Source organism: Streptomyces sp. NPDC046716 (assembly GCF_040645755.1).
Taxonomy (GTDB): Bacteria; Actinomycetota; Actinomycetes; order Streptomycetales; family Streptomycetaceae; genus Streptomyces.
On record NZ_JBEYYU010000085.1, the window covers coordinates 1 to 21603 of the forward strand.

Sequence of the window (21603 nt, forward strand, 5' to 3'; positions counted from 1 at the left end):
TTCGACCTCGACTTCGGGCTCACCGCGAGCGAGGTCCGGGTGAACGGGAAGAAGGCGGCGTTCGCCAGGTCCGGCGAGCAGGAACTGGAGGTGACCCAGGGGAAGGCTGCGCGCAGCGCATGCCTTCAGGGGCGCGGGGAACTGCGCGAGAAGCCCCACCGGGCCCGCACCCGACGACGCACCCCCCTTAAGCGGGCGGCACCAACTCGTCCCGCATGGCCCGGCGCAGCCGCAGCGTGCCGGAGAGGCGCTGAAACGCCTCCGACCAGTACCCCCCGGCCCCGGGCGCCGACCCCTCCGGTTCCTCCACGGCGGCGGTCAGCGCTTCGAGCCGGTCGACCTCGGAGGGGTCGAGGCAGCGCTCGGCCAGCCCCATCACGCCGCTGAAGCTCCACGGGTAACTGCCCGCGTCCCGCGCGATGTTCAGCGCGTCGACGACGGCCTGCCCGAGCGGCACCGCCCACGGCGTGGCACACACCCCGAGCAGCTGGAACGCCTCGGAGAGCCCGTGCGCCGCGATGAACCGGCCCACCCAGTCGGCCCGTTCGTCCCGCGGCAGCGCGGTGAGCAGCTTCGCCCGCTCCGCCAGCGACACCGCGCCGGGCCCCGCCGCCCCGGCCGCCGTCGCGGGCCCGAGCAGCGCCCGCGACCACGCGATGTCGTGCTGGCGCACCGCGGCCCGGCACCACGCGGCGTGCAGCTCGCCCTGCCAGTCGTCGGCCACCGGCAGCGCCACGATCTCCTGCGCGGTGCGCCCGCCGAGCCGGTCCGGCCAGCGGTCGAGCGGGGCGGCCTCCACCAGCTGGCCCAGCCACCAGGACCGCTCGCCCCGCCCCGCCGGCGGCTTGGCGACGACTCCGTCGCGCTCCATCGCGGGGTCGCATTCGTGCGGTGCCTCGATGGTGATCGTCTGTGTCGACCGGTCGAGGGCCACGCACGACAGGGCCCGGTCCGCCATGCGGCCGGCGAGCGCGGAGCCGGGCAGCGCGGACAGCAGCTCGGCCGCCGTGGCCCGTACGTTCCTGCTGCGGTCGCCGAGCGCCCGCTCGAGGAACGGCTCGTCCGCGTCGCCGAGTCCGGTGCGCAGGGAGTCGAGGAACATGAGGCGGTCCTCGGCACGCTCCGAGCCCCAGGTGCCCGCGAGGAGCGTGCGGGCCGCCTCGGGGTCGTGCGCCCGGACCGTGGAGAGCAGCGCCACCCGCTCGGCGAACAGGCCCTCCTCCCAGAGCAGCCGGACCCGCTCCGTGTCCTCGGGGGCGGGCAGTGCCGCGCTCGCACCGGGAGTGGCGCGCAGCGCGAACTTCCAGTCCGTGTTGAGCCGGCCCAGCCACAGGGCGCGCGGCCCGGCGAAGGCGAGGGCCTGGGGACGCAAGTCGGTGCGGCCGCGCGCGGCGTCGAGCAGCGCGGGCAGCAGCTCGGGCGGGGGCGCGTACCCCTGCTCGTTGGCCGCGGCCAGCCACTGCGGGAGCAGTTCGAGCAGGTCGGGCGTGGAGCCGCGGCGGGTGCCGCCGGTGCCGGGGCGGTCGGTGAGCAGCATCGCGAGGCGGCGGCGCGCGGCGGCGGGCAGTGGCGGGCGCGGGTCCGGGCCCGCGGGCTCGGGCGGCGCCACGGCCGGCGCCGGACGCAGGCCCGCGCGGTGCCGCAGGGTCTGGGCGGCGGCCTCGTCGAGCAGCGCGCGCGGGCTGGTGCCCGAGCGCCGCTCCGTACCGAGCAGGGCGGCCGTGACGAGGCTGTCCCAGGTGTGCGGGGTGGTCGTGCTGGTCCCCGCTGTGCTGGTCCGCGTCATGCTGGGTCCCCTTTCCTTTCTGTCGGGTGGGCGGCGTGCGGTGACGGCGGGCGGCTCAGCACAGCGATATGACCTCGCCTGCGGCCCCGGTCCAGGTGGCCAGCGGGCGGAAACCCCGGTGCCCGCACTCGCCGAACACCGTCACCGGCGCCCCGCCGGACACCGCGGCGAGCCGCCACAGCCCGGACGCCGCCGACGCCTGCGGAACGAGCGGCAGCGCCGACTTCCCCTCCGCGTCCGCCAGTTGCCAGCCGCCGCCGTCCGGGTCCCGGGCCGGGACGACGTCCGCGAGGGTCACCGGCCACGACTCGAGCCACGGGTCGGCCGTGAGCGCCTCGCCGTACGCCGCGAGCGCCGCGCCGACATCGACTCCCGCCGGGCGAACGTCCTTCGGCTGCGCCGTCCCGAACTGCTCGCCCAGCTCCGCCCGCAGCGCCCCGGCTCCGGGATACCCCGCGAGCGAGGCGTCCAGGGTCAGGCCGGCGGGCAGGGCCAGCGACGGGGCACGGCCCGCGGCGCCGTAGGAGAGGAGGAGCGCGGTGCGGTGCGTCGCCGTGCCGTACAGCCAGACGCGGCGCGTGGTGAGGTGACCGTCCGCCGAGTCGTACTGGGCGAGGACCAGCCAGTCGTCCCGCACCGCGGGCCCCGTGGCCTGCGCGGGCAGACCGACGCGGGAGCGGACCGTGGCCGCCAGGTCCTCGGGCAGCTCGGCGCGGTGCAGCCAGCCCTGGTCGAGGAGGTGGAGCAGCGCGCACTCCTCAAGCAGCCGCACCGGCCACCCGGCGCCGGAGCCCGGTATCGCCCCCAACTCCCGCACCCGCGCCGCGAGTCCGGGGGCCTGTGCGTCGACCATGCGGGCCGCCGTCTCCTCCCACAGCCCGTACCCCGCCCGCTCCGCCTGGGCCAGACCGCCGCGCAGCAGGTCGGTCAGGCGCTGTTCGAGCTCGGTGGCGCCCGCGGTGATCCGCTGCGCACGCCGCTCCGCTCTGCGAAGGGCCGCCTCCGGGTCGGCCGACGCGCCCCCGTCGGGCGCGTCCTGCGCGGTCTTCTTCGCCGCCGCCCGCTGTCTGCGGCCGGCCAGCCACTGCTCCGTCCACTCCGGAGCCGCCTGCCCGTCCGGCACCTGCTGGTCGCCGCCCGACCAGAGCAGCAGCAGTCCCAGTGCGTGCTTGCACGGGAACTTCCGGCTCGGACAACTGCACTTGTACGCGGGGCCGCCGCCGGCGCTGTCCCCGCCGGTGTCGACGATCGTCTGGTACGGCTTGCTGCCGCTGCCCTTGCACAGTCCCCACACCGCCCCCTCGTCCGAACTCCCGGTCTGCGACCAGGGTCCCGCCGTCCCGAGCTTGCTTCCCGCCTTGCGTGACGCGGCGTCAGGCGCCAGTGCAAGCACCTGGTCCGCTGTCCAGCGCACCCCCTGCTGAGTCATGTCTCCGACGGTAGGTCCCGCCACTGACAATCTCCCCGGGAACCGCTCTGACCTGCGGTGATCGGGAGTGCGAGGTCGATTGTCAGTGGCGTGGTGCACCGTGGAATCCAACGCGCGGCGAAGGCGGTCGGACCGTCTTGTCGTGCTGGTCCGAGCTGGGCGATTCGAAGTGAAGCGACGCGCGTTGGACGCGAGTTGGAGGGGGACAGCCATGACCGTTTCTGTCGAGGAGCAGGCCGGGTCCGACACCGGGGACCAGGCGCTGCGACCGCACGCCGAGCATGCGTTCGCGCACGAGCTCGCCGCGCTGGCCGCGCAGGACGACCGGCCGCGGCCGGCCCGCTGGCGGATGTCGCCGTGGGCCGTCGCCACCTATCTGCTGGGCGGCACGCTGCCGGACGGCACGGTGATCTCACCGAAGTACGTGGGCCCGCGGCGCATCGTCGAGGTGGCCGTGACGACCCTGGCGACCGACCGGGCGCTGTTGCTGCTCGGGGTCCCGGGGACCGCGAAGACCTGGGTCTCCGAGCATCTCGCCGCCGCCGTGAGCGGCGACTCGACCCTGCTGGTGCAGGGCACGGCCGGCACCCCGGAGGAGGCCATCCGCTACGGGTGGAACTACGCACAGCTCCTGGCGCACGGCCCGAGCCGGGACGCCCTGGTGCCCAGCCCGGTCATGCGGGCGATGGCCGAGGGGATGACGGCACGGGTCGAGGAGCTGACCCGCATCCCCGCGGACGTGCAGGACACCCTGATCACGATCCTGTCCGAGAAGACCCTGCCGATACCGGAGCTGGGCCAGGAGGTGCAGGCCGTCCGCGGCTTCAACCTGATCGCGACGGCCAATGACCGGGACCGCGGGGTCAACGACCTGTCGAGCGCGCTGCGCCGCCGGTTCAACACGGTGGTGCTGCCGCTGCCCGCGACCGTGGAGGCGGAGGTCGACATCGTCTCCCGCCGGGTCGAACAGGTGGGCCGCTCCCTGGAGTTGCCCGCCGCCCCCGACGGCATGGACGAGATCCGTCGCGTCGTCACCGTCTTCCGCGAGCTGCGCGACGGCGTGACCTCCGACGGGCGGACGAAGGTCAAGTCGCCGAGCGGGACCCTGTCGACGGCGGAGGCGATCTCCGTGGTCACCAGCGGCCTGGCCCTGTCCGCCCACTTCGGGGACGGCGTGCTGCGCCCCTCCGACGTCGCGGCCGGCATCCTCGGCGCCGTGGTCCGCGACCCGGCCGCGGACCGGGTGGTCTGGCAGGAGTACCTGGAGGCCGTGGTCCGCGAGCGGGACGGGTGGAAGGACTTCTACCGGGCCTGCCGCGAGGTCAGCGCATGACGGGCCCGCTGCTGCTCGGTGTGCGGCACCACGGGCCGGGTTCGGCGCGTGCCGTGCGGCGCGCGCTGGACGAGGCGGCCCCGGCGGCCGTCCTCATCGAGGGACCGCCGGAGGCCGACGCCCTGGTGCCGCTCGCCGCCGAGCCGGACATGCGGCCGCCGGTCGCGCTCCTCGCCCATGTCGTGGACGAGCCGGGGAAGTCGGCGTTCTGGCCGTTCGCCGAGTTCTCGCCCGAGTGGGTCGCGATCCGCTGGGCCCTGGAGCACGGGGCGCCGGTCCGCTTCATCGACCTGCCGGCCGCACACAGCCTGGCGCTGCGCGACGAGGAGGCGCAGGACGAGGAGGCGCGGGACGGGGAGCCGAGGCACGAGGACTCCGTGCGCCTCGACCCCCTGGGCGTCCTCGCCGAGACCGCCGGGTACGACGACGCGGAACGCTGGTGGGAGGACGTCGTCGAGCACCGGGAGGGCGACGCGTTCGCCGCGCTCGGCGAGGCGATGGGCGCGCTGCGCGAGTCGTACGGGGACGGCGGGCACAGCCGCGACCTGGTGCGTGAGGCGCACATGCGGCTCCAGATCCGGTCCGCGCAGCGCGAGTTCGGGTCCGGGGGAGAGGTCACGGTGGTGTGCGGGGCGTGGCACGTGCCCGCGCTGCGCGAGAAGACGACCGTCGCCGCCGACCGGGCGCTGCTCAAGGGGCTGCCCAAGGCGAAGGTCGACATGACCTGGGTGCCGTGGACCCACCGCCGCCTCGCCCGCGCCAGCGGCTACGGCGCGGGGATCGAGTCACCGGGGTGGTACGGGCATCTGTTCGGGGTCCCCGACCGGCCCGTGGAGCGGTGGCTGACCAAGGTCGCCGGACTGCTCCGCGCCGAGGACCGCATCGTGTCGTCCGCCCATGTCATCGAGGCCGTCCGGCTCGCCGAGACCCTCGCCGTGATGCGGGGCAGGCCGCTCGCGGGCCTGACCGAGACGATCGACGCCGTGCGGGCCGTGCTCTGCGAGGGCTCCGACGTGCCGCTGGCGCTGATCCACGACCGGCTGGTGGTCGGAGACGACCTGGGCGAGGTGCCGCGGAGCGCGCCCGCGGTGCCGCTCCAGCGCGACCTCACCAAGCTGCAGCGCTCTCTGCGCCTCAAGCCGGCCGCGCTGGAGAAGGAGCTGGACCTCGATCTGCGCGGTGAGACCGACGCCGCGCGCAGCCGGCTGCTGCACCGGCTGCGGCTGCTCGGCATCGCCTGGGGCGAACCGGCACGGTCCGCGCGCGGCTCCACCGGCACCTTCCGCGAGAGCTGGCGGCTGCGCTGGGAGCCGGAGCTGTCGGTGCGGGTCGCCGAGGCCGGGGTGTGGGGCACGACCGTGCTCGCCGCCGCGACCGCCAAGACGGAGACCGACGCCGTCGGCGCGTCCGCGCTCGCCGACGTCACCGCGCTCGCCGAGGCGTGCCTGCTCGCCGGCCTCGCGGACGCGCTGCCCACCGTCATGCGGGTGCTGGCCGACCGCGCCGCCCTGGACGCGGACGTCGGCCACCTCGCCCAGGCCCTGCCCGCCCTGGTCCGCGCGCTGCGCTACGGCGACGTGCGCGGCACCGACACCGCCGCGCTCGCCGGGGTGGCCGCCGGTCTCGCCGAGCGGGTCTTCGTCGGGCTGCCCCCGGCGTGCGCGGGCCTCGACGCCGACGCCGCCGCCGCACTGCGCGGTCATGTCGACGGGGTGCACGGGGCCGTCGCCCTGCTGGAGGACGCCGGGCTGCGCGACCGCTGGCGGGCCGTGCTGCGCACCCTCGCCGGGCGCGACAGCGTGGCCGGGGTGATCCGTGGCCGGTGCGCGCGGATTCTGCTCGACGAGGGGGAGCTGTCCGACGACGACACCGCCCGCCTGATGGGTCTCGCCCTGTCCCCGGGGACGCCGCCCGGGGAGGCCGCCGCCTGGATCGAGGGGTTCGTCGGGGGCGGTTCGGGCGGTGGGCTGCTCCTGGTCCACGACGAGCGGCTGCTCGCGTTGGTGGACGGGTGGCTCACCGGGGTGTCGGGCGACGCGTTCACCGATGTGCTGCCGTTGCTGCGGCGCACGTTCTCGGCGTACGAGCCGGGGGTGCGCAGGTCTTTGGGGGAGCTGGTGCGGCGCGGGCCGGGCAGTTCGGGTGCCGCGTCCGCCATGGGTGGGCTCCCCCCTGGCTTCGCCGCCGACCTCGACCCGGCCCGCGCCGACGCCGTGCTCCCTGTCGTCCGGCTGCTCCTCGGGGCCGGGGCGTCGGCCGGGGGTGGTGACGGATGAGTCTTCGGCCGCGGCCCGGTGGGGCTTCTCGCGCAGTTCCCCGCGCCCCTGAAGCGAGCTCCGCTCGCTCAGGGGCAGGGGAAGGCGCGCGCAGCGCAGGCCTTCAGGGGCGCGGGGAACTGCGCGACCAGCCCCCACCGGAGCCGCAGTCGCGCACCCACCCCACCCGGCAGACGAGACGGCGTACCAACAATCAAGCGGAGGCGGCGACATGACGGAAGAGCGGATGCGGCGCTGGCGGCTGGTGCTCGGCGGCGACAGCGCCGACGGCACGGGCTGCGCGCTCGAAGGAAAGGACGCCGCGATGGACGGCGCCCTGGCCGCGCTGTACGGCTCGGGGCAGGGAAAGGACCGCTCCACCGGCGGCAGCCGAAGCGCGGGGCTGGGCGCCTCGGCCCCCTCCGTGGCCCGCTGGCTCGGAGACATCCGCACCTACTTCCCCTCCTCCGTGGTCCAGGTGATGCAGCGCGACGCCATCGACCGCCTGGGCCTGTCCACGCTGCTCCTGGAGCCGGAGATGCTGGAGGCCGTCGACGCGGACGTGCACCTCGTCGGCACGCTCCTCTCCCTGAACAAGGCGATGCCGGAGACCACCAAGGAGACGGCGCGGGCCGTCGTCCGCAAGGTCGTCGAGGACCTGGAGAAGAAGCTCGCCACCCGCACCCGCGCCACCCTCACCGGCGCCCTCGACCGCAGCGCCCGCATCAGCCGGCCACGCCATCACGACATCGACTGGAACCGCACCATCGCGGCCAACCTCAAGCACTACCTGCCCGAGTACCGCACGATCGTGCCCGAGCGGCTGATCGGCTACGGCAGGGCCGCGCAGTCGGTGAAGAAGGACGTCATCCTCTGCATCGACCAGTCGGGTTCGATGGCGGCATCCGTCGTCTACGCCTCGGTGTTCGGCGCCGTGCTCGCCTCCATGCACTCGATCTCGACCCGGCTGGTCGTCTTCGACACGGCGGTGGTCGACCTCACCGACCAGCTCGACGACCCGGTCGACGTGCTCTTCGGCACCCAGCTCGGCGGCGGCACCGACATCAACCGGGCGCTCGCGTACTGCCAGTCGCAGATCACCCGCCCCGCCGAGACGGTCGTCGTGCTCATCTCCGACCTCTACGAAGGCGGCATCCGCGACGAGATGCTGAAGCGGGTCGCGGCGATGAAGGCGTCCGGCGTCCAGTTCGTGACGCTGCTCGCGCTCTCCGACGAGGGCGCGCCCGCCTACGACCGGGAGCACGCCGCAGCCCTCGCCGCCCTCGGCGCCCCGGCCTTCGCCTGCACCCCCGACCTCTTCCCCGACATCATGGCCGCGGCCATCGAGAAGCGGCCCTTGCCGATACCGGACGCGGCGGCGGATACCGGGGGAGCGCTGGCGAACCGGATATGAGTACCCATCGGTAACAGGAGTGCCCACAGGGCTTGCGCAGCCTCCCGCGTCCCGTGCGAGGATCGGCGGACCGTGACTTCTCCCGCCGTGACCTTCGCCCCCGCCGCGCGCCTGCTGCGCGTGGCGGGCGGTCGGCGCGCGCTGCAACTGGCGCTGCTGTTCGGCGGGTTGATCGTTCTCGGGCTGCTGTGCGGCGGCCGGGCCCAGGCGTCCGGCGTGTCCGCCGACATCGCCCCGGCCGCGAAGCTCTCCGCCGAGCCGCGGCCGCAGCTGCCCGCGTCCGTGCGGAAGCACGTACAGAAGCCGGTGCAGAAGGCCACGCAGACAGCCACGCAGAAGCCCGCACGGACCGCCGCGCAGAAGCCCGCGCAGAAGCCCGCCCGGACGGCCACACGGACGACTGTGCAGACGACTGTGGAGAAGGCCGAGCGGAACACCGGGGCCGTGGTGCACCGCGTTCGGGAGACGGTGGACGCGGTGGCCGAGCGCGCTGACGCCCGTACACCCCGTACGCCCCTCACGGACGCGGTCCGTGCCACGGTCCGCACGACGGTGGCTCACGTGGTCGAGCCGGTCGAGGAGTTGACCGGTGCGGTCTCCAGGCCGTTGCCGGGGCTGCCCGGTGTGCCCGGCGTTGGGGCCGAACCCCCGCCCCCGTCCGCCGGCGCCGCCGATCCGCGGCCCGTGACCGTGCCCGCGCCCGTGGTGGGCGAGACGGCGCGGCACTCGACGGGGCAGCGGTCCGCCGGAGCCTCAGGCTGCGGCCCCGTGCAGTTCGGCGACGACTCCGCGACGGGTACCGGGCAGCCGGTGGCCGTCGCGCGGCACACCGGGGTGCGGCCCGCCGCGCCCTCCGTGCCGTCCCGCCCAAACGACGCTCCGGTGGCGAACACGTCGCTGGGCGACGGCGGTTCGACGCGGCACGGTGATCTGCACGCGGCGGCGTTCGGCAGCCGCGTGCCCGTTCTTCTGACGCCCGGCGCCACGGCGTCCGGTGACGTTCCGCCGGTGCTGGACCGGCTCCGCGAGATTCCTCGATTCCCCGGCTAGGGCAGCCCTCTCCCCGCTCGTGACCTGCCGCGCGGGGGCGGAACAGGTCTGCCCGACACCGGAAATCCGAAGGAATCACGTACAGATGAACAAGAACATCCGCCGCTCCATCGTCATAGCCGCCGGCGTCTCGGGCGCCTGGGCACTCGGCTCCGCCGTGGCCAGCGCCGACGAACTGCCCGCCCACTCGCTCTCGGTGCCGGACGTGGCGGCCGACACCGTCGCCGGTGTGCAGGACACGGCGTCGCACGTGACGCAGAAGGCCGACGACACCGTCGCCCGCGCCGAGTCCACGACGAAGGCAACCACCAAGACCGCGACGAGGACCGCGACCGACGCCGTCACCCGCACCGCCGACACGGAAGCCGTCACGAAGGCGACCGGGGCAGCCCGCGCAGCCCAGACGGCCGAGCCCGTCGAGGCGGCACACCAGGCGGCACACCAGGCCGCCCACCAGACGGTGCACCAGACCGCCGACCGGGCCACGGACGAGGTCGACTACCTCTTCGGCCCGCTCTCCGCCTTCGCCCCCGAGCTCCGGCAGCAGACCGCGGAGCAGCTGCGCGACCAGGTCACCACCACCGAGCAGTTCGTCGAGGTGTACGCCCAGCACCCCGAGAACGCCCTCAACCTCCTGGACGGACTCGGCGCCCGGCAGGCCACCCCCTACGCGCAGACCGCCGCCGCGCGGACCTCCGCCGTGACCCCCGTCGTCGACGAGACCACCGCGGCCGTGCTGCCGCCCGTCGCGGCCACCGCCGTCCACGGGGTGCTGCCCGTCGCGGGCCGGGCCGTCGGCGACGTGACGGTGCTCGCGGACAACGCGGTCGTGGGCGACGTCGCGCCGTTCGCGACCACGCTCGTCGGCGACGACGTGACGCCGTTCGCCCACGGGGTGACCGGTGAGGTCGCCCCGTTCGCGCAGGCCGTCGTCGGCGACGACGTGCGGCCGTTCGCGGGCGGTGTGGTCGGAGCCGTCCAGCCGCTCGTGCGGACCGTCGCCGACCACGTGGAGCCCGTCGTCGGCGGCGTCGCCACCAGCGCGCACGGTCTGGCGCAGGGCGTGACGGGCGACGTGACCCCGTTCGCGTACGGCGTCGTCGGGGACGGCGTCGCGCCGCTGGCCGCCGGGGTCACCGGGCAGGTCGCCCCGTTCGCGAACGACGTCACCGGCACGGTCGCCGGCGACGCCCGGCCGCTCGCGGGCAACGCGGTCACCGGCGTGCAGGGCGTCGCGGACTCCGTGGCCCCGAGCTACGTCACCGGTATCTGAGCGGTTCCGCGGAATTCCGGGCAGGAGATCCGGAGAGATCGCCCGGCGATCTCCAGAGACCGACGCCGCACAGGACCCGGACGGCCGAAAGCCATCGGCCCGGCCGGATCCGCACCAGGCGTGAGGCGGGTGTTCCGTGGGGACGGGACGCCCGCCGCGGGCCCACCGCGCACCATCGGGCCCTTCGGGTGGCCTCACCGTGTGTACCCCCGCACGGTGAGGCTGCGGACGGCCGCCCGCGAGCCCGCGAAAAAGCGCGCTCTGTGACAGGTATCACCGCTCAGGTGTGATCTGCGATTTAGAAGGCATCGCTGAGCGGCGATAACCTGCGAGACGGACATGCCGCGTACCGGCCACCGTGTACGCCTCCCTAGTGACAGCGGAGTCACAGTTGCCCATCGCGGCACGCCCACGCAGACAGCAACGCAAAACCGCGAATCACTGATAGGGACGGACGCGCGTGGACCTGTTCGAGTACCAGGCGAGGGACCTCTTCGCCAAGCACGGTGTACCGGTGCTGGCCGGTGAAGTCATCGACACGCCTGAGGCAGCCCGCGAGGCGACCGAGCGGCTGGGCGGCAAGTCCGTCGTCAAGGCGCAGGTGAAGGTCGGCGGCCGCGGCAAGGCCGGCGGCGTGAAGCTGGCCGGCGACGCCGACGAGGCGGTGGCCCGTGCCACCGACATCCTCGGCATGGACATCAAGGGCCACACGGTCCACAAGGTGATGATCGCCGAGCTGTCCCCGGAGATCGAGGCGGAGTACTACGTCTCGTACCTCCTGGACCGCACCAACCGCACCTTCCTGGCCATGGCCTCGGTGCAGGGCGGCATGGACATCGAGGAGGTCGCGGAGAAGACCCCCGAGGCCCTCGCGAAGGTCCCGGTCAACGCCGTCGACGGCGTGGACATCGCCAAGGCCCGCGAGATCGTCGCCCAGGCGAAGTTCCCGGCCGACGTGGCCGAGGGCGTCGCCGAGGCCCTGGTCACCCTGTGGGACACCTTCGTCGCCGAGGACGCGCTCCTCGTCGAGGTGAACCCGCTGGTCAAGACCAAGGACGGCCGGATCCTGGCCCTGGACGGCAAGGTCTCGCTCGACGAGAACGCCGACTTCCGCCAGGCCGACCACGAGGCCCTCGAGGACAAGGCCGCAGCCAACCCGCTCGAGGCTGCCGCCAAGGCCAAGGGCCTCAACTACGTCAAGCTCGACGGCGAGGTCGGCATCATCGGCAACGGCGCCGGTCTGGTCATGTCGACCCTGGACGTCGTCGCGTACGCCGGTGAGAACCACGGCGGCGTGAAGCCGGCCAACTTCCTCGACATCGGCGGTGGCGCCTCCGCCGCCGTCATGGCGAACGGCCTGGAGATCATCCTCGGCGACCCGGACGTCAAGTCCGTGTTCGTCAACGTCTTCGGCGGCATCACCGCTTGTGACGAGGTCGCCAACGGCATCGTCCAGGCGCTTGCCCTCCTCGAGGAGAAGGGCGAGAAGGTCGAGAAGCCCCTCGTCGTCCGCCTCGACGGCAACAACGCCGAGCTGGGTCGCAAGATCCTCTCCGACGCCAACCACCCGCTGGTGCAGCGCGTGGACACCATGGACGGCGCGGCCGACAAGGCCGCCGAGCTCGCGGCCGCGAAGTAAGGGACGAGGGACAGAACAGCCATGGCTATCTTCCTCAACAAGGACAGCAAGGTCATCGTCCAGGGCATGACCGGTGCCACGGGCATGAAGCACACCAAGCTCATGCTGGCCGACGGCACCAACATCGTCGGTGGCGTCAACCCGCGTAAGGCGGGCACGACCGTCGACTTCGACGGCACCGAGGTCCCGGTCTTCGGCTCGGTCGCCGAGGCGATGGAGAAGACGGGCGCCAACGTGTCCGTCCTCTTCGTCCCGCCGGCCTTCTCCAAGGCCGCCGTGGTCGAGGCCATCGACGCCGAGATCCCCCTCGCCGTGGTCATCACCGAGGGCATCGCCGTCCACGACTCCGCCGCCTTCTGGGCGTACGCGCAGTCGAAGGGCAACAAGACCCGCATCATCGGCCCGAACTGCCCCGGTCTCATCACCCCGGGCCAGTCGAACGCCGGCATCATCCCGGGCGACATCACGAAGCCGGGCCGCATCGGCCTGGTCTCGAAGTCCGGCACGCTGACGTACCAGATGATGTACGAGCTCCGTGACATCGGCTTCTCGTCGGCCGTCGGCATCGGTGGCGACCCGGTCATCGGCACCACGCACATCGACGCCCTCGAGGCGTTCGAGGCGGACCCCGACACCGACCTGATCGTCATGATCGGTGAGATCGGCGGCGACGCCGAGGAGCGTGCGGCGGACTACATCGCCAAGCACGTCACCAAGCCGGTCGTCGGCTACGTCGCGGGCTTCACCGCCCCCGAGGGCAAGACCATGGGCCACGCGGGCGCCATCGTCTCCGGTTCGTCGGGCACCGCCCAGGCGAAGAAGGAGGCCCTGGAGGCCGCCGGTGTCAAGGTCGGCAAGACGCCGACCGAGACCGCCAAGCTGGCGCGCGAGCTGCTCAGCTAAAGCGTCTCTCGTACCGTACGTACGCGAAGAGGGCCCGCACCGTCATCGGTGCGGGCCCTCTTCGCGTACGCGCCTACTCGGCCACCGGCGCCAGCCGCTCGGGCCCGCCGCTCAGCCGCTTCTTCAGCGCCTCGCGCAGCGCCAGGTCCTCCTGGGTGTAGTGGCCGGGGCCGGTCAGCGGCGGTACGCCACTGATGGGCGCCCCGGGCGCGGGCGTCGGCTCGTAGTGGGTGGGCGCCACCCGCAGCGTCAGCACCGTCATGCCGACGATCAGGGCGGTGACGGCGATCGCGGTCCTGGTCCAGAACCGGACCCGCTTCTCGCCGGCGCCCCGCACCAGTGTCGATCCCGGCGCGTCCAGCTTCTCCGCGCCCGCGAGCTCGGTCAGCCGCCGGTGCAGCTGCTCGGGCACGGCGAGGTCGGGCAGCTGTTCGGCGACGGCTTCGCGGGCGTGCAGGATGCGGTTCGCGGCGGCCGGGGTGCTGGCCTCCGTCTCCGCCGCCGTCTCCGGCAGGTCGAGCCCCACGCCGTCGTAGAGCAGCAGCGTGCGCCGGTAGGCGGGCGGCAGGCTCTGGAGCACGTCCATCAGCTTGCGGTCGTCGGCGTCGGCGGGCGGGGCGTCCGGCTGGCGGTGCGCCGGGCGCAGCCGGTGCCACGGCGACATCGCGTACTCGTAGGCGGCGGCCCGCACCCAGCTCACGGGGTCCGGGTCGACCGCCACCTCCGGCCAGCGCTGCCAGGCCAGCTGGAAGGCCCGCTCGACGGATTCGCGGGCGAGCGTGCGGCGGCCGGTGAGCAGGTAGGTCTGGCGGACGAGGTGCGGGGCGCTGTGCGCGTAGAGGGCGTCGAACGCCTCGGAGGCGCTGCGCGGCCGCTCCCGTGCGGGTCCGTCGCCGGAGCTTTCGTCGGCCTCCGCCGGTTCCGGAGGAGCCTCCCGTACGGCGGCCGGGGCGGCGGCGACGGCCGGTGCGGGCCGTGCGGCCCGCGCTTCAGCCTTCGTACGCGTGTCGGCTTCCTTGCGGGCGCCGGCGTCCGCCGTGCCGGCCTTCCCGGTCTCCGCCCGCCCCAGCTCCGCGAGGAGCCTGGCGTACGCCTCCCGCTTGCGGCCCCGCGGGGCCGTGCGGCCGGTCTCCCAGGAGCGGACGGTCTCGCGGGTCACGCCGACGCGCTCGGCGATCTGAGTCTGTGTCAACGACCTCGCCACACGAAGTCTGCGGCGCTCGGTGGGCGTCGGCAGTGGTGTCGCAGGGCTCTGCGTCATGGGGAACTCCACACACCCTTTCGCGCGAAAAAGTACATAAGCGTATCTTCAGCGACACATCCGCAGTTCGCCTGTTACGCGGCTAAAGCGCGTGTCGTTGGGAGCATGGTCCGGTGACCCAGATGACCGGCCGTGGACTGTCCCTGCCCCTGCTTCTGAACCGGGCGCGGGAACGGGCGCCGGGCCCGGCCGCCGGGGCCCTCGGCGGGGCCGTGGCGGCCGGGCTCGGGCTCGGGGCGTGCGCCGTTCTGGTGATGGTGCTGTGGATCAGCTCGCCGTACCCGGACAGCGGACCCGGCGCCGCCCTGCACACCGCCGCCGCGCTCTGGCTGATCGCGCACGGCTCCGAGATCGTCCGCACGGACACGCTGTCCGGGGTGCCCGCGCCGATGGGGCTCACGCCCCTGCTGCTGCTCGCCCTGCCCGCGTGGCTGGTGCACCGGGCCGCCCGCGACGCCGCGGAGGACAGCGAGGGCGCGGAGGGGGCCGGTGTCTGGGGCGGCGCCGTCTTTGGATATCTGCTGGTGGGGGCCGCTGCCGCCGCCTATGCCGGGGGCGGCGAGATGCGGCCCTCGTGGGTGAGCTGCGGGGTGCATCTGGCGCTGGTCGCGGCGGTCGCGGCCGGGTCCGGGGTGTGGACGGCGCACGGCCGGCCGCGCGGCCCGCTGCCCGGCGCGCTGCGGCGCTGCGCGGAGGTGCTGCCGCGCGTCCTCGTGACGGAGGTGCTGCCGGTCGCCGCGCGGGCCGCCGCCGCGGGGCTCCTGGTGCTCGTCGCGGGCGGCGCGCTGGTGATGGCCGTGGGACTCGTGTGGCACGGCGGGGAGGTGCGGGAGTCGTTCGTCCGGGTGACGGGGGCGTGGTCGGGGCGGTTCGCGGTGCTGCTGCTCTGCCTCGCCCTGGTGCCGAACGCCGTGCTGTGGGGCGCGGCGTACGCGCTCGGCCCGGGGGTGGTGCTCGGCGCGGGGCAGGCGGTGGGCCCGCTGGGCGGTTCCGGCGGTGCGCTGCTGCCCGCGTTCCCGCTGCTCGCGGCGGTTCCGGCCGGGCCCGGGACGCCGTTCACCTGGGCCGTCGCGCTGGTGCCGGTGGCGGCGGCGGCGACCGTGGCGTGGTTCGTCACCGGGGCCGGCGGGGCCGCCGGGTGGACGCGCGGCCGGATCGCCTGCGCGGTGGCGGTGGCGGCCGGGCTGTGCGGGGCGGCGATGGCGTGCCTGGCGGTGGCGTCCGGCGGGGCGCTCGGGGTGGCGGCCCTCTCCGCGTTCGGCCCGGTGGGCTGGCTGACCGGGGCGGCCGCGGCGGGCTGGGTTCTGGCGGTGGGGATGCCGGTGGCGCTGACGGTGCGCTGGTGGCGGGGCCGGGACGCGGTGGTCGGACCCCGGGTGTCGGCCTGGACGGCGGCTCTGAAGACCTGGCGCCACCGTCGCGCCGAAGACCGGGAACAGGCACGGGCCCAGAGGCAGGCCCAGGCGCAGACCCAGAACCCGGCTCCCGCGACCGTGCCCGATGCCGCTACTGGTGCCGGTGTCAGTGCCGACGACGGGTTCGAGCCCTTCGACTACTACTTCGACGAGGCGTCCCGGGGCGAGCGCTGGACCTTCCTGCGGGACGCGTCGGCCCCCGGACCGGCCGCGGAACCTCCGGCCGGTCCGTCGGGACCGGCGGACTAGTCCGAGCCGAGGAGCGGCCGGAGTTCCTTCGGCAGGAGGTCGTCGCAGGACTTCTGCGCCTGGTTCGTCAGGGCGTCCGTGCGGCACTCGTAGAAGTCGCTGTAGACCATCCGGGCCGTGAACACCGACGCGACCAGCGCCAGCGCGAGCCCGCCCGTGACCAGGCCGCTGATGGCGGCCGTCGTCTGCGGGCGCGTGCTGTCGGGCACCGCGGGCGCCGGATTGTCGGGGTCGGGCGTGCGCGGCTTGGCGCGCAGGGAGCTGATGCCCCAGTACAGGGCGAGCGCGCCGAGCAGCAGCGCCACGTACGGCCAGTTGAACAGGGCGAAGAAGAAGCCCCACATGCCGGACAGCAGTGCGTACCGTGCGCGGCGCTGGGCCGGGTCCGTCGGGTCCCAGCGCATCCCGCCGCCGGGGCCGCCGGGTCCCTGCCCCTCGGGCCCGCCCCCCTGTCCGTTCCCCGCACCGGGGCGGTCGCCGAAGCGGCCGCCCTGGGCGCGGCCCGGCTGCCGGTCGCTCCACTGGCTGCCCCAGGGCGAGTGGTCACCGCCACCGCCCTCGGGGGCGTCGGAGCCCTCCGGGCGGCGCGGCTGCCACGGGCGGTCCGGGGCGTCCTCGGGCGGCGGCGCGAACGGGTTGTCGGCCTTGGGCTCGTCCGTCCCCTTGGACGGCGACGGCGGCGTCGGTCGGCCTTCACGCAGCAGGACGGCGCCGGCGGGCAGCGTGTGGCGAAGGCTTCGGTCCGGCATCAGGTGTGCGTCTTCCCCTAGGTCGATGGCCAGGTCTGTTCTCGATCGCTTGGTTCGTTCTTTACGTCAACGTCCCATGGCCGCTCAGCGTTCCGTGCCGCTGACGCTACCTGTAGCTCCTGCCCCCGTCCCGTGGGGGCCGCCGGGCGTGCCGGTATCGTTGCTGGCGGTCGGCCGGTTCGTAGGGTTCCCCGTATCGGGGACACCGAAGCCTTCGTACGACCGTACAAAGACACGCAGGATGTTCTCCCAGAAAGGGCCCCGCCGTGGCCAAGGCCAAGCGCCTCGTCGTGCTGGTCTCCGGATCAGGTACGAATCTGCAGGCACTGCTCGATGCCGTCGCGGCGCAGGGAGTGGAGTCCTACGGCGCCGAGATCGTCGCCGTCGGGGCGGACCGCGAGGGCATCGCGGGTCTGGAGCGGGCCGAGCGCGCCGGACTGCCCACCTTCGTCTGCCGGGTCAAGGACCACGCCTCGCGCGAGGAGTGGGACCGGGCGCTCGCCGAGGCGACCGCCGCGTACGAGCCGGACCTGGTGGTCTCCGCGGGCTTCATGAAGATCGTGGGCAAGGAGTTCCTCGCTCGCTTCGGCGGCCGGTTCGTGAACACGCACCCGGCCCTGCTGCCCAGTTTTCCCGGTGCGCACGGCGTGCGCGACGCACTCGCGTACGGCGCCAAGGTCACCGGATGCACCGTCCACTTCGTCGACGACGGCGTCGACACCGGACCGATCATCGCCCAGGGCGTGGTCGAGATCCGCGATGAGGACGACGAGGGCGCTCTGCACGAGCGCATCAAGGAAGTCGAGCGCACGCTGCTCGTCGATGTCGTGGGGCGTCTGGCCCGTAACGGCTTCAGCATTGAGGGACGAAAGGTAGTTATCCCGTGACCGCCGAGAGCAACAAGCGGCCCATCCGCCGGGCGCTGGTCAGCGTCTACGACAAGACCGGTCTGGAGGAGCTGGCGCGCGGGCTCCACGAGGCGGGCGTCGAGCTGGTCTCCACCGGCTCCACCGCCGGGAGGATCGCCTCCGCCGGGGTGCCGGTCACCAAGGTCGAGGAGCTCACCGGGTTCCCGGAGTGCCTCGACGGGCGCGTGAAGACCCTGCACCCGAAGGTGCACGCGGGCATCCTCGCGGACCTGCGCCTGGAGGACCACCAGAAGCAGCTCGCCGACCTCGGCGTGAAGCCGTTCGACCTGGTCATCGTGAACCTGTACCCGTTCAAGGAGACCGTCGCCTCCGGCGCGACCCCCGACGAGTGCGTCGAGCAGATCGACATCGGCGGCCCGTCCATGGTCCGCGCCGCCGCCAAGAACCACCCGTCGGTCGCGGTCGTCGTGAACCCGGCCGCCTACGCCGACGTGCTGAAGGCCGTCGCGGACGGCGGGTTCGACCTGACCGCCCGCAAGCGCCTGGCCGCCGAGGCGTTCCAGCACACCGCCGCGTACGACGTGGCCGTCGCCTCCTGGTTCGCGGACGACTACGCCGCCGCCGACGACTCCGGCCACCCCGACTTCCTGGGCGCCACCTACGCGCGCAAGAACGTCCTGCGCTACGGCGAGAACCCGCACCAGGGCGCCGCCCTCTACGTCGACGGCACGGGCGGCCTCGCCGAGGCCGAGCAGCTGCACGGCAAGGAGATGTCGTACAACAACTTCACGGACACGGACGCCGCGCGCCGTGCCGCGTACGACCACGAGGACCCCTGCGTCGCGATCATCAAGCACGCCAACCCGTGCGGCATCGCCGTCGCCGGGAACCTCGCCGAGGCGCACCGCAAGGCCCACGCCTGTGACCCGGTCTCCGCGTACGGCGGCGTGATCGCCGTGAACCGGCCGGTCACCAAGGAGATGGCGGAGCAGGTCGCCGACATCTTCACCGAGGTCATCGTCGCGCCCGACTACGAGGACGGCGCCCTCGAAGCCCTCACCAAGAAGAAGAACATCCGCGTGCTGCGCGCCCCGAACGGGCCGTCGGCCCGCGTCGAGACGAAGCAGATCGACGGCGGCGCGCTGCTCCAGGTCACCGACCGGCTCCAGGCCGACGGCGACAACCCGGCCACCTGGACCCTCGCGACCGGCGACGCGCTCTCCCAGGGCGAGCTGGACGAGCTGGCGTTCGCGTGGAAGGCGTGCCGGGCCGTGAAGTCCAACGCCATCCTGCTCGCGAAGGACGGCGCCTCGGTCGGCGTCGGCATGGGCCAGGTCAACCGCGTCGACTCCTGCAAGCTGGCCGTCGAGCGGGCGGGCGAGGAGCGGGCGCGCGGTGCGTACGCCGCCTCCGACGCGTTCTTCCCGTTCCCCGACGGGCCGCAGATCCTGATCGACGCCGGCGTGAAGGCGATCGTGCAGCCGGGCGGCTCGATCCGTGACGAGCTGGTCGTCGAGGCCGCCAAGAAGGCGGGCGTGACGATGTACTTCACGGGGACGCGCCACTTCTTCCACTGATCCGGCGGCGGATACGACGAAGGGGTGGGTACGGGCCGACGGCCCGTACCCACCCCTTCGTGGTGCGTCAGCCGCGGATGACCAGCGTGGAGCAGATCTTGTCGGCGAACGTCTGCTTCTTGGCGTCCCAGATCGGCCACAGGTAGCCGATGTAGCAGAACCCGTCGACGACGTGGCACAGCTTGCGGCCGAAGGCCAGACCGAAGCCCATGGTCTGGCCGTCGAGCTCCTTCAGCGTGCGGATGTTGACGGCCTTCTTGCCGATGGTCTGGCCGGTCTTGCCCTCCTGGTAGATCTGGTAGATGCCCATGGCGAACGCGTAGATGAAGGCCACCAGCATCAGGAGCGTCGCCCCGCCGCTGGGGGACTCACCGGCGTCGAGCGGGGCGAGGGCGAAGAGGAACACCAGCAGGTAGGGGACGGTGATGATGAGTCCGTCGATGAGCGCGGCGCCCACCCGCAGGCCCCAGTGGGCCAGTTGCGGGCCGCCCGGCTGGCCGGGGCCGACGCCGTAGCCGCCCTGCTGCGGGTAGCCGCCGTACGGCTGGCCGGGCTGCTGCGGGTAGCCGTACCCCTGCGGGGGGACGCCCTGCGGCGCCTGCGGGTAGCCGTAGCCGGGCTGTCCCTGGGGCTGGCCCTGGGGCTGTCCGTAGGGGTTGCCCTGCTGCGGCTGCTGGCCGTAGGGGTTGTTCGGGTCGCCGTAGCTCATGGCGGAATCCTTCGATGGTGCCGATGGGGACGAGACCGGGGCATCGAAGGAGGGCGAGCGCACTACGATCGACCGCCCCATGGACGATCGCCCCCCTGCCGCTGCCTGCGGCGCTCTGCGCCGTTCATGGTTCTGGGCCGCGCACCGCTCTGTCCAGCCAGGGTGACGACTGTTGTGCAAGTGCAACTTGGGTGAATGACGGCCGCCCTGAAAGAATGGACGGCATGACCGCCCAGATTCTCGATGGCAAGGCCACCGCAGCCGCGATCAAGTCCGACCTGACCGTCCGCGTGGCGGCCCTGAAGGAGAGGGGGGTCACGCCCGGCCTCGGCACCGTCCTCGTCGGTGAGGATCCCGGCAGCCAGAAGTACGTCGCGGGCAAGCACCGCGACTGTGCGCAGGTCGGCATCGCCTCCATCCAGCGTGAACTGCCCGCCACGGCCACGCAGGAGGAGATCGAGGCCGTCGTCCGCGAGCTCAACGCGGACCCGGCCTGCACCGGCTACATCGTCCAGCTGCCGCTCCCCAAGGGCATCGACGAGAACCGCATCCTCGAACTGATGGACCCCGACAAGGACGCCGACGGCCTGCACCCCATGAACCTGGGGCGTCTGGTGCTCAACGAGCCGGCGCCGCTGCCCTGCACTCCGTTCGGCATCATCACGCTGCTGCGCCGGCACGGCGTCGAGATCAAGGGCGCGGAGGTCGTGGTCGTCGGCCGCGGTGTCACCATCGGCCGCCCGATGCCGCTGCTGCTCACCCGCAAGTCCGAGAACGCGACCGTGACCCAGTGCCACACCGGCACCCGTGACCTCGCCTCCCACCTCAAGCGCGCCGACATCATCGTGGCCGCGGCCGGTGTCCCGCACCTGATCAAGCCCGAGGACGTCAAGCCGGGCGCCGCCGTGCTCGACGTCGGTGTCTCGCGCGACGCGAGCGGCAAGATCGTCGGCGATGTCCACCCCGGTGTCGCCGAGGTCGCCGGCTGGATCTCCCCGAACCCGGGCGGCGTCGGCCCGATGACCCGCGCCCAGCTCCTGGTGAACGTCGTGGAGGCAGCGGAACGGAACGCCGACGGTGTCCGCTGAGACCTCCGGGGGCACGCCGGTGAACGGCTCGGCCGAGGCGTCCGGGACGGCGGCGGAGCCGGCGGGCGGCAAGAAGCGCGGGACGCGCCGCTTCCCCCTGTGGACCCGCGACACCGCGCGCCCCGAGGGCGGCGGCCGGGCCGCCCCCGGTGACGCCCCGGCGCCCGCCCGCCAGTGGCCGCTGATCTCCGTCCTCGCGGTGACCGGACTCGGCCTGCTGCTCACCGCGTTCGACGTGTTCCGGATCGGCACCATGCTCGTGGGCCTGGCGCTGATCGGCGGGGCCGTGCTGCGCTGGGCGCTGCCCGGCGTCGGCATGCTCGCCGTGCGCTCCCGCTTCACGGACATGGTCACGTACGGGCTTCTCGGCCTGGTCATCGTGCTGCTCGCGATGATGGCGCAGCCCGACCCCTGGCTGCGGATCCCGTTCCTCCAGGACACCCTGCACTTCACCGTGCGGTGACGGACGGGACTCCCGTGGCGGAGTCCCGTCCTCCTTGTGTGGGGATGTCCGGCCGACTTCCGGGATCGCTCGCACGGGGACGGACGGCGCGCCTAGCCTGGGCATTCGGGACTAGCCCGGAGAAGTCGGGGCGTCCCGGAA

General features: G+C 73.6%; 17 protein-coding genes. 12 read left to right on the forward strand and 5 right to left on the reverse strand.

The window, feature by feature from the left end; all coding sequences use genetic code 11:
• Positions 1 to 187: 187 nt before the first annotated feature.
• Complete coding sequence (locus tag ABZ930_RS37805) at positions 188 to 1786, reverse strand: DUF5691 domain-containing protein (protein ID WP_361558824.1); 1599 nt, start codon at positions 1784 to 1786, stop codon at positions 188 to 190.
• 55 nt (positions 1787 to 1841) lie between these two features.
• Entirely contained in the window at positions 1842 to 3215 is a 1374-nt protein-coding gene (locus ABZ930_RS37810; RefSeq protein WP_361558826.1) for an SWIM zinc finger family protein, read from the reverse strand.
• A 211-nt stretch (positions 3216 to 3426) separates the two neighbouring features.
• Here ABZ930_RS37810 and ABZ930_RS37815 point away from each other — a divergent pair, with 211 nt between their 5' ends.
• The 7 genes from ABZ930_RS37815 to sucD all read left to right on the forward strand — a co-directional run bounded on the left by ABZ930_RS37815 (position 3427) and on the right by sucD (position 13082).
• Complete coding sequence (locus ABZ930_RS37815) at positions 3427 to 4548, forward strand: AAA family ATPase (protein ID WP_361558829.1); 1122 nt, start codon at positions 3427 to 3429, stop codon at positions 4546 to 4548.
• Positions 4545 to 6824, forward strand: a complete 2280-nt coding sequence (locus ABZ930_RS37820) for a DUF5682 family protein (RefSeq protein ID WP_361558832.1) — start codon at positions 4545 to 4547, stop codon at positions 6822 to 6824. Before ABZ930_RS37815 ends, ABZ930_RS37820 begins: the two co-directional genes overlap by 4 nt.
• Positions 6825 to 7035: 211 nt before the next feature.
• The gene (locus tag ABZ930_RS37825; RefSeq protein WP_361558835.1) at positions 7036 to 8217 is read left to right on the forward strand and encodes a VWA domain-containing protein; all 1182 of its coding nucleotides are present in this window, start codon (positions 7036 to 7038) and stop codon (positions 8215 to 8217) included.
• Between the two features lie 72 nt (positions 8218 to 8289).
• Entirely contained in the window at positions 8290 to 9267 is a 978-nt protein-coding gene (locus ABZ930_RS37830) for a hypothetical protein (RefSeq protein WP_361558838.1), read from the forward strand.
• 85 nt (positions 9268 to 9352) lie between these two features.
• Entirely contained in the window at positions 9353 to 10540 is a 1188-nt protein-coding gene (locus tag ABZ930_RS37835) for a hypothetical protein (protein WP_361558841.1), read from the forward strand.
• A 460-nt stretch (positions 10541 to 11000) separates the two neighbouring features.
• The gene (gene sucC, locus ABZ930_RS37840; RefSeq protein WP_361558844.1) at positions 11001 to 12179 is read left to right on the forward strand and encodes an ADP-forming succinate--CoA ligase subunit beta; all 1179 of its coding nucleotides are present in this window, start codon (positions 11001 to 11003) and stop codon (positions 12177 to 12179) included.
• 21 nt (positions 12180 to 12200) lie between these two features.
• Complete coding sequence (sucD, locus tag ABZ930_RS37845; RefSeq protein WP_111663929.1) at positions 12201 to 13082, forward strand: succinate--CoA ligase subunit alpha; 882 nt, start codon at positions 12201 to 12203, stop codon at positions 13080 to 13082.
• Between the two features lie 73 nt (positions 13083 to 13155).
• Here the strand turns inward: sucD and ABZ930_RS37850 are convergent, their stop codons facing one another.
• Positions 13156 to 14343, reverse strand: a complete 1188-nt coding sequence (locus ABZ930_RS37850) for a sigma factor-like helix-turn-helix DNA-binding protein (RefSeq protein WP_361558847.1) — start codon at positions 14341 to 14343, stop codon at positions 13156 to 13158.
• A 122-nt stretch (positions 14344 to 14465) separates the two neighbouring features.
• Here ABZ930_RS37850 and ABZ930_RS37855 point away from each other — a divergent pair, with 122 nt between their 5' ends.
• Positions 14466 to 16007: a DUF6350 family protein gene (locus ABZ930_RS37855; protein ID WP_361558880.1), complete on the forward strand. Its 1542-nt coding sequence runs from the start codon at positions 14466 to 14468 to the stop codon at positions 16005 to 16007.
• Here the strand turns inward: ABZ930_RS37855 and ABZ930_RS37860 are convergent.
• Positions 16004 to 16756 carry a hypothetical protein gene (locus ABZ930_RS37860; RefSeq protein ID WP_361558850.1) on the reverse strand — a complete coding sequence of 251 codons (753 nt, stop codon included), beginning with the start codon at positions 16754 to 16756 and terminating at the stop codon, positions 16004 to 16006. The genes ABZ930_RS37855 and ABZ930_RS37860 overlap by 4 nt on opposite strands.
• Before the next feature lie 266 nt (positions 16757 to 17022).
• On the opposite strand from ABZ930_RS37860, the gene purN reads away from it, so the two are divergent.
• Together purN and purH are read left to right on the forward strand one after the other, a co-directional pair.
• Positions 17023 to 17643, forward strand: a complete 621-nt coding sequence (purN, locus tag ABZ930_RS37865; RefSeq protein ID WP_361558853.1) for a phosphoribosylglycinamide formyltransferase — start codon at positions 17023 to 17025, stop codon at positions 17641 to 17643.
• A complete protein-coding gene (purH, locus tag ABZ930_RS37870; protein ID WP_361558856.1) occupies positions 17640 to 19202 on the forward strand; it encodes a bifunctional phosphoribosylaminoimidazolecarboxamide formyltransferase/IMP cyclohydrolase in 1563 nt (520 codons plus the stop codon). Before purN ends, purH begins: the two co-directional genes overlap by 4 nt.
• 67 nt (positions 19203 to 19269) lie before the next feature.
• On the opposite strand, the gene ABZ930_RS37875 is transcribed toward purH, so the two are convergent.
• Positions 19270 to 19911 (reverse strand): RDD family protein, encoded by a 642-nt coding sequence (locus ABZ930_RS37875; RefSeq protein ID WP_361558859.1) that lies wholly within the window; start codon positions 19909 to 19911, stop codon positions 19270 to 19272.
• Positions 19912 to 20135: 224 nt separating this feature from the next.
• Here ABZ930_RS37875 and ABZ930_RS37880 point away from each other — a divergent pair, with 224 nt between their 5' ends.
• Positions 20136 to 20999, forward strand: a complete 864-nt coding sequence (locus ABZ930_RS37880) for a bifunctional methylenetetrahydrofolate dehydrogenase/methenyltetrahydrofolate cyclohydrolase (protein ID WP_361558862.1) — start codon at positions 20136 to 20138, stop codon at positions 20997 to 20999.
• 19 nt (positions 21000 to 21018) lie between these two features.
• A complete protein-coding gene (locus ABZ930_RS37885) occupies positions 21019 to 21462 on the forward strand; it encodes a DUF3017 domain-containing protein (RefSeq protein ID WP_361558883.1) in 444 nt (147 codons plus the stop codon).
• Positions 21463 to 21603: the final 141 nt, after the last annotated feature.

Bases quoted from the DNA above. Each gene is read 5' to 3' on its own strand.
- ABZ930_RS37805 (WP_361558824.1), bottom strand. From the start codon at position 1,786: ATGACGCGGACCAGCACAGCGGGGACCAGCACGACCACCCCGCACACC.
- ABZ930_RS37825 (WP_361558835.1), top strand. From the start codon at position 7,036: ATGACGGAAGAGCGGATGCGGCGCTGGCGGCTGGTGCTCGGCGGCGAC.
- ABZ930_RS37875 (WP_361558859.1), bottom strand. From the start codon at position 19,911: ATGAGCTACGGCGACCCGAACAACCCCTACGGCCAGCAGCCGCAGCAG.
- ABZ930_RS37850 (WP_361558847.1), bottom strand. From the start codon at position 14,343: ATGACGCAGAGCCCTGCGACACCACTGCCGACGCCCACCGAGCGCCGC.
- ABZ930_RS37810 (WP_361558826.1), bottom strand. From the start codon at position 3,215: ATGACTCAGCAGGGGGTGCGCTGGACAGCGGACCAGGTGCTTGCACTG.
- ABZ930_RS37820 (WP_361558832.1), top strand. From the start codon at position 4,545: ATGACGGGCCCGCTGCTGCTCGGTGTGCGGCACCACGGGCCGGGTTCG.
- sucD (WP_111663929.1), top strand. From the start codon at position 12,201: ATGGCTATCTTCCTCAACAAGGACAGCAAGGTCATCGTCCAGGGCATG.
- ABZ930_RS37815 (WP_361558829.1), top strand. From the start codon at position 3,427: ATGACCGTTTCTGTCGAGGAGCAGGCCGGGTCCGACACCGGGGACCAG.
- ABZ930_RS37860 (WP_361558850.1), bottom strand. From the start codon at position 16,756: ATGCCGGACCGAAGCCTTCGCCACACGCTGCCCGCCGGCGCCGTCCTG.
- ABZ930_RS37880 (WP_361558862.1), top strand. From the start codon at position 20,136: ATGACCGCCCAGATTCTCGATGGCAAGGCCACCGCAGCCGCGATCAAG.
- ABZ930_RS37835 (WP_361558841.1), top strand. From the start codon at position 9,353: ATGAACAAGAACATCCGCCGCTCCATCGTCATAGCCGCCGGCGTCTCG.
- ABZ930_RS37855 (WP_361558880.1), top strand. From the start codon at position 14,466: ATGACCGGCCGTGGACTGTCCCTGCCCCTGCTTCTGAACCGGGCGCGG.